The 13,225-nt window shown below is 61.9% G+C and carries 14 protein-coding genes; 13 read left to right on the forward strand and 1 reads right to left on the reverse strand.

The genetic code is table 11. The features are described from left to right. Positions 1-7 precede the first annotated feature (7 nt). The gene (locus tag V6X30_RS04320; RefSeq protein WP_367983414.1) at positions 8-1,033 is read right to left on the reverse strand and encodes a type IV pilus twitching motility protein PilT; all 1,026 of its coding nucleotides are present in this window, start codon (positions 1,031-1,033) and stop codon (positions 8-10) included. 294 nt (positions 1,034-1,327) lie between these two features. Here V6X30_RS04320 and V6X30_RS04325 point away from each other — a divergent pair, with 294 nt between their 5' ends. From V6X30_RS04325 to V6X30_RS04385, 13 genes are read left to right on the forward strand one after another with little or no spacing between them, the layout of a single operon-like run. Beyond that, on the forward strand, positions 1,328-1,750 hold the full coding sequence (locus V6X30_RS04325) for a Tfp pilus assembly protein FimT/FimU (RefSeq protein WP_367983415.1): 423 nt from the start codon (positions 1,328-1,330) through the stop codon (positions 1,748-1,750). A 14-nt stretch (positions 1,751-1,764) separates the two neighbouring features. Then, positions 1,765-3,429, forward strand: coding sequence for a PilN domain-containing protein (locus V6X30_RS04330; protein ID WP_367983416.1), 1,665 nt, complete (start codon positions 1,765-1,767; stop codon positions 3,427-3,429). Beyond that, positions 3,422-4,135 carry a hypothetical protein gene (locus V6X30_RS04335; RefSeq protein WP_367983417.1) on the forward strand — a complete coding sequence of 238 codons (714 nt, stop codon included), beginning with the start codon at positions 3,422-3,424 and terminating at the stop codon, positions 4,133-4,135. Before V6X30_RS04330 ends, V6X30_RS04335 begins: the two co-directional genes overlap by 8 nt. Then, a complete protein-coding gene (locus V6X30_RS04340; RefSeq protein WP_367983418.1) occupies positions 4,128-4,556 on the forward strand; it encodes a hypothetical protein in 429 nt (142 codons plus the stop codon). Before V6X30_RS04335 ends, V6X30_RS04340 begins: the two co-directional genes overlap by 8 nt. A gap of 3 nt (positions 4,557-4,559) precedes the next feature. Further along, a complete protein-coding gene (gene mshL, locus V6X30_RS04345) occupies positions 4,560-6,197 on the forward strand; it encodes a pilus (MSHA type) biogenesis protein MshL (protein ID WP_367983419.1) in 1,638 nt (545 codons plus the stop codon). Further along, positions 6,194-6,904 carry a tetratricopeptide repeat protein gene (locus V6X30_RS04350; RefSeq protein WP_367983420.1) on the forward strand — a complete coding sequence of 237 codons (711 nt, stop codon included), beginning with the start codon at positions 6,194-6,196 and terminating at the stop codon, positions 6,902-6,904. The genes mshL and V6X30_RS04350 overlap by 4 nt, the downstream gene beginning before the upstream one ends. 6 nt (positions 6,905-6,910) lie before the next feature. After that, positions 6,911-8,635 carry a GspE/PulE family protein gene (locus tag V6X30_RS04355; RefSeq protein WP_367983421.1) on the forward strand — a complete coding sequence of 575 codons (1,725 nt, stop codon included), beginning with the start codon at positions 6,911-6,913 and terminating at the stop codon, positions 8,633-8,635. 1 nt (position 8,636) lies between these two features. After that, positions 8,637-9,869: a type II secretion system F family protein gene (locus V6X30_RS04360; RefSeq protein ID WP_367983422.1), complete on the forward strand. Its 1,233-nt coding sequence runs from the start codon at positions 8,637-8,639 to the stop codon at positions 9,867-9,869. Then, positions 9,866-10,306 carry a pilus assembly FimT family protein gene (locus V6X30_RS04365; protein ID WP_367983423.1) on the forward strand — a complete coding sequence of 147 codons (441 nt, stop codon included), beginning with the start codon at positions 9,866-9,868 and terminating at the stop codon, positions 10,304-10,306. The genes V6X30_RS04360 and V6X30_RS04365 overlap by 4 nt, the downstream gene beginning before the upstream one ends. Beyond that, positions 10,278-10,808 (forward strand): type II secretion system protein, encoded by a 531-nt coding sequence (locus V6X30_RS04370; RefSeq protein WP_367983424.1) that lies wholly within the window; start codon positions 10,278-10,280, stop codon positions 10,806-10,808. The genes V6X30_RS04365 and V6X30_RS04370 overlap by 29 nt, the downstream gene beginning before the upstream one ends. A gap of 12 nt (positions 10,809-10,820) precedes the next feature. Continuing rightward, a complete protein-coding gene (locus tag V6X30_RS04375) occupies positions 10,821-11,309 on the forward strand; it encodes a type II secretion system protein (protein ID WP_367983425.1) in 489 nt (162 codons plus the stop codon). A gap of 50 nt (positions 11,310-11,359) precedes the next feature. Continuing rightward, positions 11,360-12,352: a hypothetical protein gene (locus V6X30_RS04380; protein WP_367983426.1), complete on the forward strand. Its 993-nt coding sequence runs from the start codon at positions 11,360-11,362 to the stop codon at positions 12,350-12,352. A gap of 36 nt (positions 12,353-12,388) precedes the next feature. Continuing rightward, on the forward strand, positions 12,389-13,225 hold the full coding sequence (locus V6X30_RS04385) for a prepilin peptidase (protein WP_367983427.1): 837 nt from the start codon (positions 12,389-12,391) through the stop codon (positions 13,223-13,225).

The raw sequence follows: 13,225 nt of genomic DNA on the forward strand, positions 1-13,225 counted from the left end.
GCGGCGGTCAGTCGTCGCCCAGAATGACCCGCGCGGTCTCCGGCGAGATCAAGCCCTGCTGCTGGAGCCGCTGAACGGACTGACCCATGGTCTGCATGCCCATGGCCTGGCCGGTCTGCAGGGCGTTGGGGATCTGCGCGAGGTTGCTCTCACGGATGAGATTACGGATGGCGGGGACGGCCACCATGATCTCGAAGGCCGCCACCCGGCCGCCGCCCTGGCGCTTTAACAGGCTCTGCGAGATCACCGCGAGCAGCGACTCGGCGAGCATCGCCCGGACCTGCGCCTGCTCGTCCCCCGGGAACGTGTTGATGATCCGGTCCACACTGCTCGCCGCGGTGCGGGTATGCAGCGTGCCGAAGACCAGATGCCCGGTCTCGGCGGCGGTCAGCGCCAGACGGATGGTATCCGGGTCACGCAGCTCACCCACCAGGATGACATCGGGGTCCTCGCGCAGGGCGGCACGCAGGGCATGCTGGACATCGTGGGTGTGGTGCCCCACCTCGCGCTGGGTGATGAGCGCGCGGTTGCAGCTATGGACGAACTCCACCGGGTCTTCGATGGTGAGGATATGCTCGGGGTACTGGCGATTGCGGTGATCCACCATGGCGGCCAGGGTGGTGGATTTACCCGAGCCCGTAGGGCCGGTCACCAATACGAGGCCGCGGGCGCGGTCGGCGATCTGCTGGACCACCGGCGGCGTGCCCAGCGACTGGAGCTGCGGAATCTCGCTGGGGATGGCCCGGAGAACGATGCCGGAGCCGTTGAGCTGCTCGTAGACATTGACGCGAAAACGCCCCGCGCCGGTGACCTGCAGGGCGAAGTCCACCTCGCGGTGATCGCGGTAATCCGCCCGCTGCGGCTCGTCCATGAGATCGAGGATGGCCGGCTCCAGGTCCTCGGCGGCGATCGCACCCTGATCGAGGGTCTGCAGATCGCCATCGAGCCGGACCAGCGGCGGCACACCCGCGGCGACATGGAGGTCGGAGGCCCCCATTTGGGCTGCCTTGATGATGAGGGCTTGAAGATCCATTGAAGCTCCCGTGGGCTTGATAGCACGGCCGGAGCCTATCATCCAGGCGTAACAGCAGCCGCGGACGCCACGCTAACAATCCCTGAACTTCCGGTCCTTTTGGTATCAGTGAAACGGTCTGAAATTCCATACCGAGTGCTAACCTCAATTTCCGCGAACGACAACGTCCACGGACGCAGGTGGCAAGCCGGCGAGGGAACTGGGGCTCGAACAGACGAGTCATCGGGGATGTGTGCCCTTGTCAGCCGGGACCGACATGGACTGCCAACCCAACGAACGATGGAGTACAGGAACGTGAAAATCAGGAATCTTAGAAACACCAACGCCCGCCAACTCATTGCCGAGCGCAAGGAGCGGGGGTTCACCCTCATCGAGCTGGTGATCGTGCTGGCTGTGCTCGGTGTTCTGGCGGCACTCGCGATTCCGCAGCTCACCGGACTGCAGGCAGAGGCGGAATTGCAAAGCACTGCCATCAATATTTCGAGTGAGGCAACGGAAGCATTTGCAACAGCTTTTGTCACCGATGGCTCTAGTGGGTGGGATTCCATTGCAAATGCATGCTCCACAGCCGCGGGTCTTTCCTCAAATGGGTCAAGTTACACAGTTTCAGAAACCGACGACAACGATGACCCGTCAGTTGAAATCACCGTCCCATACGACAATTCCGGCGTAATCTCCACGGCGACATGCTACGTCTACAATGACACCAGTACTTAGGGCTATTTAGCCGGATGGCGGGAGACTTCAACCTCTTTCGTGAAAAGCGCACTCTGCACCAAGACCAGAGTGGTATCCACTTCGCCCAGTCCTCGGTGGCACTTTCGGTGCTGTCGGAGGACGGGGCGCGGGTGGAGCTCTGCGTCAACCGGCCATGCGGTCGGGAGGATGCGGCGGCGGTTCTGGCTGATCTGGTCGCTGAGCATGGTCTGCGGGGAACGCCAGCCTACGTCACCCTCAGTCGTGGCGACTACGACACCCAGTATGTCGACCTGCCGGGGATCAGTGACGCGGAGCTGCGCGATGCCCTTCAGTGGCGGGTGACCCCGCCCGGTGTAATGAGCGCTGATGAGATCGTCGCCACCGGGATCCGGCTGAGTAACGACCGCGCCGGTGGCACCGACGGGGCACCCCTCGTCCGGGCCACGGTAATGCCACGCAGCACCCTTGACCGGATTACCGATGCCGTTCTTGGCGCCGGGCTGGATTTGCGGGCCGTATTCCCGCGGGAAACGGCGCTGATCACGCTGGCACGACGCGGCGTCTCGCACGAGGCAGCGGCCACGGGCCGGGACGATCCGGAACCGCCGGTGCTATCGGTGTTTGTCGGGCCGCGCAGCACCGGCATTGCGATCGCTCGGGACAATAACCTCTATCTGTCGCGAACGCTCCAGATGGAGGTTGCATCCGAGGCGGGACTCACCACCAGTCAGCAGGAGCTTCTGGTCAACGAGTGTCTTCGCACGGCGGAGAATTTCAATAAGCGCCTGTCAACGGTCGCTCTCACCGACGCCTGCATCGGGCCCGCATTCCATGGGATGGATGAGGTCCGTCAGGCGCTGACCGAGGCGCTTGGGATTGAGTGCCGGGTGTTGAGCCTGCCACCGGACATCGAACCGGCGGACGAGTCGACCGCCGCCACGGCGGCGACGCCTCAGGGCATGCTGGCCGTTGCTGGGACGCTGGACGTGTCCCTGCCAGAGAACGCCTCCCTCTATCGCCGGCCGCCCAAGACGCGTTCGGCTACCTCCCCTGCCGTGCTCACGGCGGGGCTGGCGGCGGCGACCGCGGGGCTTGTCGTTATCACTGGTATTCAGTCATTGCTGCTTAACAGCGGACAGCAGCAACTGGACGCGGCGCAGCGTGAGCGCGATGCGTTGCAGGAACAGGTCGCCTCGCTGCAGGCTGAGACGGAGGGCATCGAGAATGTCGAACCTTCGCCGGAACTCATTGCCGAGCGTGACCGGATAGAGCGCCGGCGGGCCTTCTACGTCACGATCCTTGACGACTTCGAAGGCGTGGACACCTCCCTGAAGGAAGGATTCTCCGGGCCACTGCAGGCCCTTGCCCAGACCCCCGTGGACGGCCTCTGGTTGCATGAGATTGCCATCGACGCGGATGATGTGACGCTCCGCGGGCATGCGTTGAGCCCGTTTGAGGCCGAGACATTGGCGGATCGGCTCGAGTCGCAGCCCGCCTTCTCGGACTGGTCGCCGGAATCCATTGATATCGGCGAACCCGTCGCGCAGGGCAACGACATCACTGCCAGGGCTTTCACCATTCGCGGCGATGGCCTGCTGGCTGTGGCTGCCCCTCGTAAGACGGATAACAACCGATCAACGCAGGAGGCCACCGGTTTACAGGCCCTGTTGCAAGGCCTTAGAAACAGCAATGAATGAACGCCTTCGACAGGTGCCGGTTCTCTGGGCCCGCTACGCCCGCCCGATTCGGCGGTTGGCCGCGTCAACCAGCGCCTGGTTGATGGGGCGGACAGCGCGCGAGCGCGTGCTGCTTTTCGGTGCCGTGTTCCTGATAATCGCCACCTTCTGGCAGCAATCATTCTTCTCGCCGGCTGCCACCGAACTCTCGGGTGTGAATGCCCGGCTGACGAGCGTGGAGACTCAGCGTGACCAACTCCGCGCCAGCATCGAGCGGCTCGAGCAACGCCGGCAAATGGCCGAAGACCCGGATCAGCCCGTGCGCGAGGAGATCGCGGCATTGCAGGATGAGGTGGAGGAACTCAATCAGGCGCTCGTCAAAAGGGGGCTCGACTTCATCGCCACCGTGCCGATGCGCACGGCCATGGCGACGGTCCAGGATCGCATCGAGGCACCGGATGCACCGAGGCTCATCAGTTTCGAGCGCCGCCCGGGCACTGGCATCACCACCACGGGTGAGAGTGCCGTGGATGATCTCGACATACGACATCGTGAGTTCCAGATGGTGTTTGAAGGCGGCTATCAGCAGACAGTGGCGTTCCTGGATTCCCTGGAAATGGACGATATCCAGCTTGTCTGGCGCTCTCTCGATTACGAGGTGACCGAGTATCCCGAGGCCCGGATCACCGTGAGGTTTGATCTCTATGCACCCGCCGATCTTGATTAGGCTTCTACCGGCAGCGGGGCTGATTGCCCTGCTCACCGTATCGCCCGTGGTCATCGGCCAGGGGCTGATCGATCCGACGGCACCCCCGGCGATCCTGCGGGCGTTGAATGAAGCACGGCCGGAGGATACGCCGCGCAACGCCGCGGCCACCGACGAACCGGCAGGTGCGCCAGAGGCGACCCCGCAACTGCCGGCAGGGCCGTCTTTGGTCGTGAGCGAACCCATTGCCGGCGAATGGCGGACGCGCGCTGTAGTGGGCAGGGAGATCATCAGCGCGGGTGACACGGTGGAGGTGGGTGAAGTGATGCGGGTAAACGAAGGGGGGCTGGTCATCGCCACCGACGATGGTAAGCGCAACGAACCGGTGGTGAAACACGACGTCATCAAGCATCGCCCCGGCGAACGGGCAGAGGATAACTAAGGAATGCGACCAACCCGAATCTTACTGCTGGTGGCGATGGCGCTCACACTGGCCGGCTGTGCGGCCACCGGCGGTATGTCCCCTGGCGAGCGAAACGCCGCGATCGGCGAGATGATGACCGGCGGCAGTCAGGCCGCCACTGCGACGGATGAGGATGTTCCGCCCCTGCCGGAGGCGGCCCGTGAGATGCTCACCCCGCCGCCGCTTGAGACTGACGCACCGGCCCCCGTGCAGGAGCCCCGCTTCGACATCACGGCAGACCGGGTTGCGGTCGCCGAGTTCTATCATGGGCTTGTGGAAGACACGCCGTATAACGTGGTCGTTCATCCCGAGGTGGCCGGTACGGTCTCATTACGCCTGAATGATGTCTCGGTGCCGGAGGTGATGGATATCCTCAGCGAGGGATATGGCTATCACTACCAGCGCACGGACGGATCCTACCTCGTCCTCCCCTCCGCCCTGGAGACGCGGGTCTTTCGGCTTGATTACATCAATGTCCAACGCGAGGGCGTCTCCGGGACAAGCATCACGGGCGGCGAGATCACTTCTTCCGAGGAGGAAGATGACGCGAATGACTCCGGCGAGGTCAACGGCAGTTCATTGATCACGCGATCGAGTTCGCGGATCTGGTCAGATATCGAGACGGCCATCGAGGAGATCATCGCCGGCAACCGCGACGACGGACCCGAGACGCAGAACGCCTCACCCGATCCTGAAATGGAAGGTCCGGACGAAGGCGATGCCGCCCGGGTGGTGATCAGCCCGGAGGCCGGCGCGGTGGTGGTGCGGGCGAGCCCGGAGGTGCTTGATCAGGTCGAGCGGTTTATGTCGGGGCTGCAGGCCACACTGAACCGTCAGGTTATCCTTGAAGCCCGGATCGTCGAGATCACGCTCAGCGATGAGTTCGAGGCCGGCATCGACTGGGATCTGGTGGGCAACACGTCGGGCCGCGAGACCACCGTCGACCTGACGCCGAGCGGTTTCCAGAGCGGGTCCGGTCTCTTCGAGCTCGGTATCGTGCGCAACGGCTCGTTCAACGCCACCATCGACGCGCTCCAGGAACAGGGCGATGTCATGGTGCTGTCCTCCCCGCGGGTGTCCACGCTCAACAATCAGAAAGCGCTCATCAAGGTGGGCACCGACAGCTTTTTCCAGACCGGCGTGCAGTTGGATACGACCATCTCCGATGGCAATACCCAGACCGATGTGGATCCCGAGTTCCGCTCGTTCTTCTCGGGCATTTCCTTGGATGTGACGCCGAACATCAATGCGGATGGCTTTGTCACACTTCATGTCCAGCCGTCGGTCTCCAACGTCACCGAAATCCCGCGCTCGGTGCAGATTGCCGGCGGTGAGACCATCGAGTTCCGGCTTGCCAGCAGCGATGTGCGTCAGTCCGACTCCATCGTCCGGGCCCGCAACGGCGACCTCATCGTCATCGGCGGCCTCATGGAGCAGCGCGAGGAGACCATTGATGCCGCGGTTCCCGGTCTCGGCCAGATCCCGCCGGTGAACCTGCTCTTCAGCCGCCAGCGCCAGGTATCCGAGAAGATCGAACTGGTCATCCTGCTGCGGCCGACGGTGGTGGAGGAAGACACGTGGCGGAGGGCGATCGATACCCAGTTGGAGCAGATGCTATGAGCATTCACTGGTCAATTCCGGCACTTACCATCACGGCATTGCTGTTGGGCATGAGCCCGGTCGCCCTCGCGCAATCCGAGAATCTCGAGCGTGCACCGTCTGAAACCGCTTCGGATGAGCGTGCCCTGACGCTCTACCATGAGGGCAAGCGGGCCATGGAAACGGGTGATCTGGCCACGGGCGCGAGGCATTTCCGGGAGGCGTTATCGCTGGATGATCGCCTGCAGCCCGCACGGCGGGACTATGCGCGCATCCTCATGGCCGCCGGTCGACCGGATCGGGCCCAGGCCGTGTTGGCACTGGGTCTGGAACTGTCGCCACGTGACGGGGCCACGGCCCGCATGCTGGCCCGGGTGGCCCGGGAGAATGGCGATCTTGATCTGGCCATCCGCGCACTGGAGTCGATACGACCGGATACGGACGCGGAGGAGACCACCCTGCGGGCGAACCTGGCGACCCTATACCAGGCAACCGGGAACTATAGCCAGGCTGCCAGCCTCTACGCCGAGTTGCGTACCGTGGAGCCGGCCGCACCGCGCTGGATTCTGGGTGAGGCCCTGGCGCTGGATTATGCCGGCGTGACGACGGATGCCGCCTTTGCCTGGTCGGCGCTGATCGCTCACGACGAGATCGACCCATCAGTCCGGCGCTACGCCGAGGCGCGCATCGCGGCGCTACGCGATGCCCAGGTACCCTACGGAGACTGACGGGAGATGGCCGTCGCGCGACCCACTCGCCCGCAGCGCCTCGGTGATCAGCTCATCGAGCGCGGGCTCATTGATGAGCAGGACCTCAAGCTCGCGCTGGATGAGCAGAAGCGCTCCGGCCTCGCCCTGGGCGAGGCGCTGGTACAGACCGGCCGCATCACCGAGCGACGGCTTAACGAGATTCTTGCCGAGCACTACGGCATCCAGGCGGCGGATCCCAACCAGTACTGGGTGGATCAGGAGACCGCCAGCCAGTTGCCCGAGGAAGCCGCCCGTCGCTTTGGCGCGGTCATCCTTGAGGAGCGCAGCGATGACTTTCTCGTCGCCACCGACGACCCGGGGGATGTCATGGCGCTCGACGAGATCGAGCGCATCCTGCCCAAGCCGGTGGAATTCCGCCTTGCCGGGCGGCAGGAGATCATTGATGTCATCAATCTCGTCTACGGCCGCTCCGACGAGCTGGAGAGCATTGCCGACGAGATCAGCGAAGAGCTCGAGGGCACGGACGAGATCGATCTCACCAACCTCACGGTGGGCGCGGGACGGGCAAGCTCGCCGGCGGTGCGGCTGCTGAAATCGCTGATGGACGACGCCATCCAGCGTGGTATATCCGATATCCATATCGAACCGGATCAGAAACTGCTGCGCATCCGCTCGCGCAAGGATGGCATCCTGCATGAGCGTCTGGTGCGCCAGGGTAATATCCAGAACGCCCTGATCTCGCTGCTCAAACTCATGGCCGGACTCAACATCACCGAGCGCCGGCTGCCGCAGGATGGGCGTTTCCACACCCGTATCCAGGGCCGGAGTGTCGATGTCCGCCTCGCCACCCTGCCCCAGCAGCACGGCGAGAGCGTGGTGCTGCGGCTGCTCGACCAGAATGCAGTGGTCACCTCACTGGACCAGACCGGCATGAACGACGAGATGCTCACCCGCTTCAGGCGGCTAATCGGCATCCCGAACGGACTGATCCTCGTGACCGGCCCGACCGGCTCGGGTAAATCCACCACGCTCTACGGCGCGCTCAGCGAGATGAATTCACCGGAGGTGAAGATCATCACCGTCGAGGACCCGGTGGAATACGCCCTCTCCCGCGTCACTCAGGTCCAGGTGCACGAGCAGATCGGACTGGATTTCGCCCGCGTGTTGCGCACAGCCCTGCGACAGGACCCGGACATCGTCATGGTCGGTGAGATCCGCGATTCGGAGACCGCCGAGATCGCCCTGCGCGCGGCCATCACCGGCCATCGCGTGCTCTCGACGCTGCATACCAACGACGCGGTCTCCTCGGCCAATCGGCTGCTGGACATGGGCGTGCAGCCATTCATGCTCGCTGCGGCGCTGCGCGGCGTCGTCGCCCAGCGCCTGCTGCGGCGGGTGTGCCCGCAGTGCAGCGAGCCACGGCCGGCGAACGATGATGAGATCGCCTGGCTGAAGCGCGCCGGGCAGGCGGATCCGGCCTCTTTGCTGATCCACGAGGGAGAGGGCTGCCCGTTCTGTGAGCATAGCGGCTACAGCGGCCGCGTCGGGCTCTTCGAGCTGGTGGAAGTGGATGATGGCATGCGGGATGCGCTTCGGCGGAGCAATATCAGTGAGTTTTCCCGGCTCGCCCACCAGTCACCGGCCTACCGGCCCATTCAGGACATGGCGCTCGAATTCATCCGGCGCGGTACCACCAACGTCATGGAAGTGATCCGGGTATTTGGCGAAGTGTCCGCGGAGGAGAACTGACGTGCCCCGCTTCCGCTACCGGGCGAGAACCGCGGAAGGCCAGCTCATTCGGGGCGAGGTCGATGCCGACGACCAGCGCGGTGCGGCGAACTATGTCATGAACCTCGGGGCGACACCGCTGGCGCTGGAACCAGAAAACGATGAAAAGGTTGGTGCCAGCACGGATGTCGGCGAGTTGCTCGCGCGCTATTTCGGCCGCCCCGTGCCACTCACCGACCTCATCATCTTCGCCCGGCATTTCCGTTCACTGCTGCATGCCGGCGTCCCGGTGATCCGCGCCCTGCGCGGTCTGGCGGATAATGCCCAGAATGACCGGCTGAAAAAGTCGTTGCTGGATATCGCCATTAACCTTGAAAGTGGTAGTGCCCTGGCGGAGAGCATGAATCAGCACCGCTCGGTATTCCCGCCGCTGTTCATCCACATGGTGCGCGTCGGGGAACAGTCCGGTCAGCTCGAGACGGCACTGGCACGCATGGCGGATAACCTCGAACAGGAGCGCCTCACCCGCGAGCGGATCAAATCCGCCCTGCGCTACCCGATTTTCGTCCTGATTGCGATTGTCGGGGCCTTCCTGGTCGTCAATCTATTCGTCATCCCCACCTTTGCGCAGCTCTTCGAGAGCCTGAATACCGAACTGCCCTTCGCGACACGCATCCTGCTCGGCATGTCGAATTTCATGCAGCAAAACGGCATTGCCCTGTTGGTGATGGCCGTGGCGGGCGGATTCTTCCTGCGCTCCTACCTGCGCACCGACGCCGGCCGGCTGCAGTGGGATCAGTTCAAATTGCGCCTCCCCATCGCAGGCCCGGTCCTGCGGCGTGCCCTACTGGCGCGTTTCGGGCGGACTTTTGCCATGGCCCTGCGCGCCGGCGTCCCGCTGCTCACCGCCATCGATTCGGTGGCTGAAGCCACCGATAACCGGTTTGTGAGCAAAGGCATCAAGGGGCTGCGCGCGGGTATCGAGCGTGGCGAGAGCCTGCACAGCGTCTGCAAGCAAAGCGGGCTTTTCACGCCCATGGTGCTGCAGATGCTCGCCGTCGGTGAAGAGACCGGCCAGCTTGCCGACCTGATGGATCAGGTTGCCGCGTTCTACGAAAGCGAGGTCGAAGCCGATCTGAAACGACTGCCCTCCTACATCGAGCCGATCATGGTGGGCTTCATCGGGTTACTCGTGCTCGTCCTCGCGGTGGGCATCTTCATGCCCGTCTGGCAGATGAGCTCTGCGTTCGGATGAGGCCGCAGGGCGGGTTCACATTGATGGAGATCGTCATAACGATCGCCGTGCTTGGGATCCTGGCGGGCGTCGCGTTCAACGTCAGTGGTATCGGTGGAAATCGAATCTCAGAAGTGCTCCGTGCAGAAGATCGAGTAAAGACAGAGCTCCGCAGAGCGCGAGCCGAAGCCTTATATCGGTTACCAGAGATGGATGGGAACAGTGAGCAACCCTTTATTGCACTGATCGACGCTTTTGCATCGGATGCTTCCGTCTGTCCTGAAGAGGTACCCTTTCTCCATCCTATCGGTGAGGTGGATGCCAACTCTGTCTCCTGCTCGGGTTGTGCCGGATGCCTTTCAGGCAACAATATAAAAATCAAAATATCGATAGATTCCACAGAGCGCTGCCTGCAACTGATCTCTGCAAATGGGAAGATTAACGAGATTGATTGCTGACAAAGAGTCAAATAATCTTCACTGCAGCCGTCAGTTTCGTGGCCGGCATCAGGACGGCGTAACCCTGATTGAACTCATCATCGCGCTCGTCATCATCGGTATCGCAATGGCTACCATTACCTCAATGGTCGTCTTCAGTTTTGATGCAATTAAAACCAATACAAATTATGCCGCGAGTATCCGCACGGCTGAATCCTGTTATGAGACGCTGCTGTCACTGCATGAAAACAATGCATGGCGGTGGAACCAGCCTGATAACAATGACACCCCATACGCAGGATGTAATGCAGAGGTATGGAGCGAACTGAACATTAACAGCATCGCCAGCGACTGGTTACCTGATAACTCCGGTCGACGAACACTCCTCGTAAACGCGTGTCGTAATGACAATTTCCCCAGCTCGCTGGAATGTCAACAGATCAACGTCGACGGTCCTTCCACATGGTTTAAAATCCCCGTAACTGACGGGAGCAATCTTGAGCTCCTGGTCCCCAATGATTGAGGGTTCATCGCGATGAGCGATATGAGAAACCGGGCAATGCGAAGTCATTACGGCTTCACGCTGCTGGAAATCGTGGTAACACTGATCATCCTCGGTATCGTTGCAGCCGTTGCGAGCACACCACTCATAACACTCATCCAGTCCCGAGATTCAATCAGTATGGCTGCCTCCGAGCAGTCGGATAACGACTACGCGCTTGCACGCATGGCAACGCAAATACGCCTTAGCGAGACCGATGGTATTGACCGCTGCAATGCAACGGAGCTCTGGATACGGGGTGACAGTGGCCCGGATGCCGCCGCCACGCAGTACACTTTCACGGCGGGTCAGATACTGGTGAGCGAAAAGATACTCGTGGAAAACGTGGACAATCCAGATGCGGGCGGTGAAAAACTATGTGACATTGTGGATGACGGTCTAAGGCTCTATCGTTTAGCCTTCCGGGTTGATGGCGAACTATTCGCCGTCCGAGCCTTTAAACGTGATGCTGGCCCCCAGTGACAAATAACCCGAGGTTAATCGTGTCAACCAACCCGAGTCGATCCACGCAGGTGAAGCAGGACGGTATAGCGATCATATCGGGCCTTGTTGTTATAGCGGGCGTCGGTACTGTCGCCGCAGGCACGATGGCGGCGATACAGAACAACACCGTCAAGGAGAACGAACAGCTCCGGCAGATGCAGGGTATCAGTATCGCTGACGCCGCTCGTACGAACATGGGGGCCGGCCGGGACAGGCAAACAGTGAGCTTCGAAGTCACGAACACGATGTACGAGCAGGACAAGTCGCAAGTTGTTGACGACGGAAGCGATGTGGAGGGCTACTACAGCTCAGGCCCGGCAAAGTTTGGGTACGAATTCTGGGTCGGCACCGGGGGGAACACGGAGGATGGTGGTTCCTCGGGCAGTGAAAGTTGGGGAAGTATGCCGCAGGCTTGTGGCCAAGATGGGGGCATCATTTGTGAGTGGGGCTCGGATACAACCGTAAAGGGTCCGATTCGATTCGATGTTCCAGGTCGGGAGGTCGTATTCAAGGTCGGAAAGAACGTGGACGTAACCTTCGAGGGACCCGTTGTCGTCAAAGGAACACTCGTATTCAGAGACTGGAACGAAGGCAAAAAAAGCTTGTGTTTTAGAGGCCCCGTTGCTGTAACGGGCGCTTTCGCACCGATGCCACTGAAGCCGTATGGTGGCGCTGGAGGGGATACGACATGCGGGACTGTATCAAGCGGAAAACACTCTACGTTCGAAAAAGAACTATACGTAGGAGGGGAACTTGACGGCAATGAAAACAAGATCTCGTTAGCGAACAACCCAGACTCGATAGACCTTCCTGGTGACGGTGGGTATACCCTAGCCGATGCAATCGATGGAACGGTGGATGTTGGTGGTCAGAGCATTACCTGGGCCTTCACTAATCCGGTTGTAGCGAGTGGATCTGACCTGGACGCTGGAGATGGCGACGGCTCGACCGGAGGTGGTGACGGAGCCGGTGAAGCAGAGGGGTCCAGCAGCAGTTCTTCCTCGTCCACCTCGTCGGCGTAATACTTGATCTTTCCTAACGCGGTTGGATAGTGCCCATTGCTTGGAGTAGCGCCTTACTTCGCTATTATTCTCGGCGCGCTTCTAGGCAGCTTCCTCAACGTCGTCATCTCACGCGTCCCGGCGCAGATCGACTACGCCGCCCGACAGACGGACCGCGCTGAGGGCGAGCCAGGCTCCCCTCCCCCGCCGGGCATCGCCTGGCCGGGTTCACACTGCCCGGCCTGCAAACACCCGATCCGCATCCGGGACAACATCCCCATCATAAGTTGGCTGATGCTGCGGGGGCGCTGCCGCGACTGCAGCGAGCCGATTCCGCTACGCTATCCGGTCACCGAGCTCTTCACCGCCATCATCACGGCGGTTGTCGTACTGCGCTTCGGCATCGGCGACCTGACGCTCCTGCTGCCCATGCTGCTTTTGAGCTGGTGGCTCATCGCCATGGCGGTGATTGACCTCGAGACCCGCCTGCTCCCGGATGCGCTCACCCTCAGCGGGCTATGGTTAGGGCTGTTATTCAGCGTGTCCACTGGCTTTATCAGCCCCACCATGGCGATCATTGGCGCCGCGGTAGGCTATGCATCGCTCTGGCTGATCAACACGGGCTACGTCTGGCTGCGAGGACATGACGGGCTGGGGTATGGGGACTTCAAGCTCTTTGCCATGATCGGGGCCTGGGGTGGCGTCGAAACGCTCTTGGCCACCAGTCTGATCGCCCCGATCTGTGCGCTGCTGATCGCTGTGGCCCAGATCCCCCGCCAGGGATTCAGCAGCCGCCGGGAGATGCCATTCGGCCCCTATCTCGCCCTCGGCGGCTGGATCGCCATTATGGCGCCGCCTTCTATTGCGGTCTGGCTACCGCCTTGGGCGGGGTGA

The organism is Spiribacter sp. 1M189, from assembly GCF_040838345.1.
In the GTDB taxonomy this organism is placed as follows: domain Bacteria; phylum Pseudomonadota; class Gammaproteobacteria; order Nitrococcales; family Nitrococcaceae; genus Spiribacter; species Spiribacter insolitus.

Bases quoted from the DNA above. Each gene is read 5' to 3' on its own strand.
- V6X30_RS04320 (WP_367983414.1), bottom strand. From the start codon at position 1,033: ATGGATCTTCAAGCCCTCATCATCAAGGCAGCCCAAATGGGGGCCTCC.
- V6X30_RS04330 (WP_367983416.1), top strand. From the start codon at position 1,765: ATGGCGGGAGACTTCAACCTCTTTCGTGAAAAGCGCACTCTGCACCAA.
- V6X30_RS04335 (WP_367983417.1), top strand. From the start codon at position 3,422: ATGAATGAACGCCTTCGACAGGTGCCGGTTCTCTGGGCCCGCTACGCC.
- mshL (WP_367983419.1), top strand. From the start codon at position 4,560: ATGCGACCAACCCGAATCTTACTGCTGGTGGCGATGGCGCTCACACTG.
- V6X30_RS04350 (WP_367983420.1), top strand. From the start codon at position 6,194: ATGAGCATTCACTGGTCAATTCCGGCACTTACCATCACGGCATTGCTG.
- V6X30_RS04355 (WP_367983421.1), top strand. From the start codon at position 6,911: ATGGCCGTCGCGCGACCCACTCGCCCGCAGCGCCTCGGTGATCAGCTC.
- V6X30_RS04365 (WP_367983423.1), top strand. From the start codon at position 9,866: ATGAGGCCGCAGGGCGGGTTCACATTGATGGAGATCGTCATAACGATC.
- V6X30_RS04370 (WP_367983424.1), top strand. From the start codon at position 10,278: ATGGGAAGATTAACGAGATTGATTGCTGACAAAGAGTCAAATAATCTT.
- V6X30_RS04375 (WP_367983425.1), top strand. From the start codon at position 10,821: ATGAGCGATATGAGAAACCGGGCAATGCGAAGTCATTACGGCTTCACG.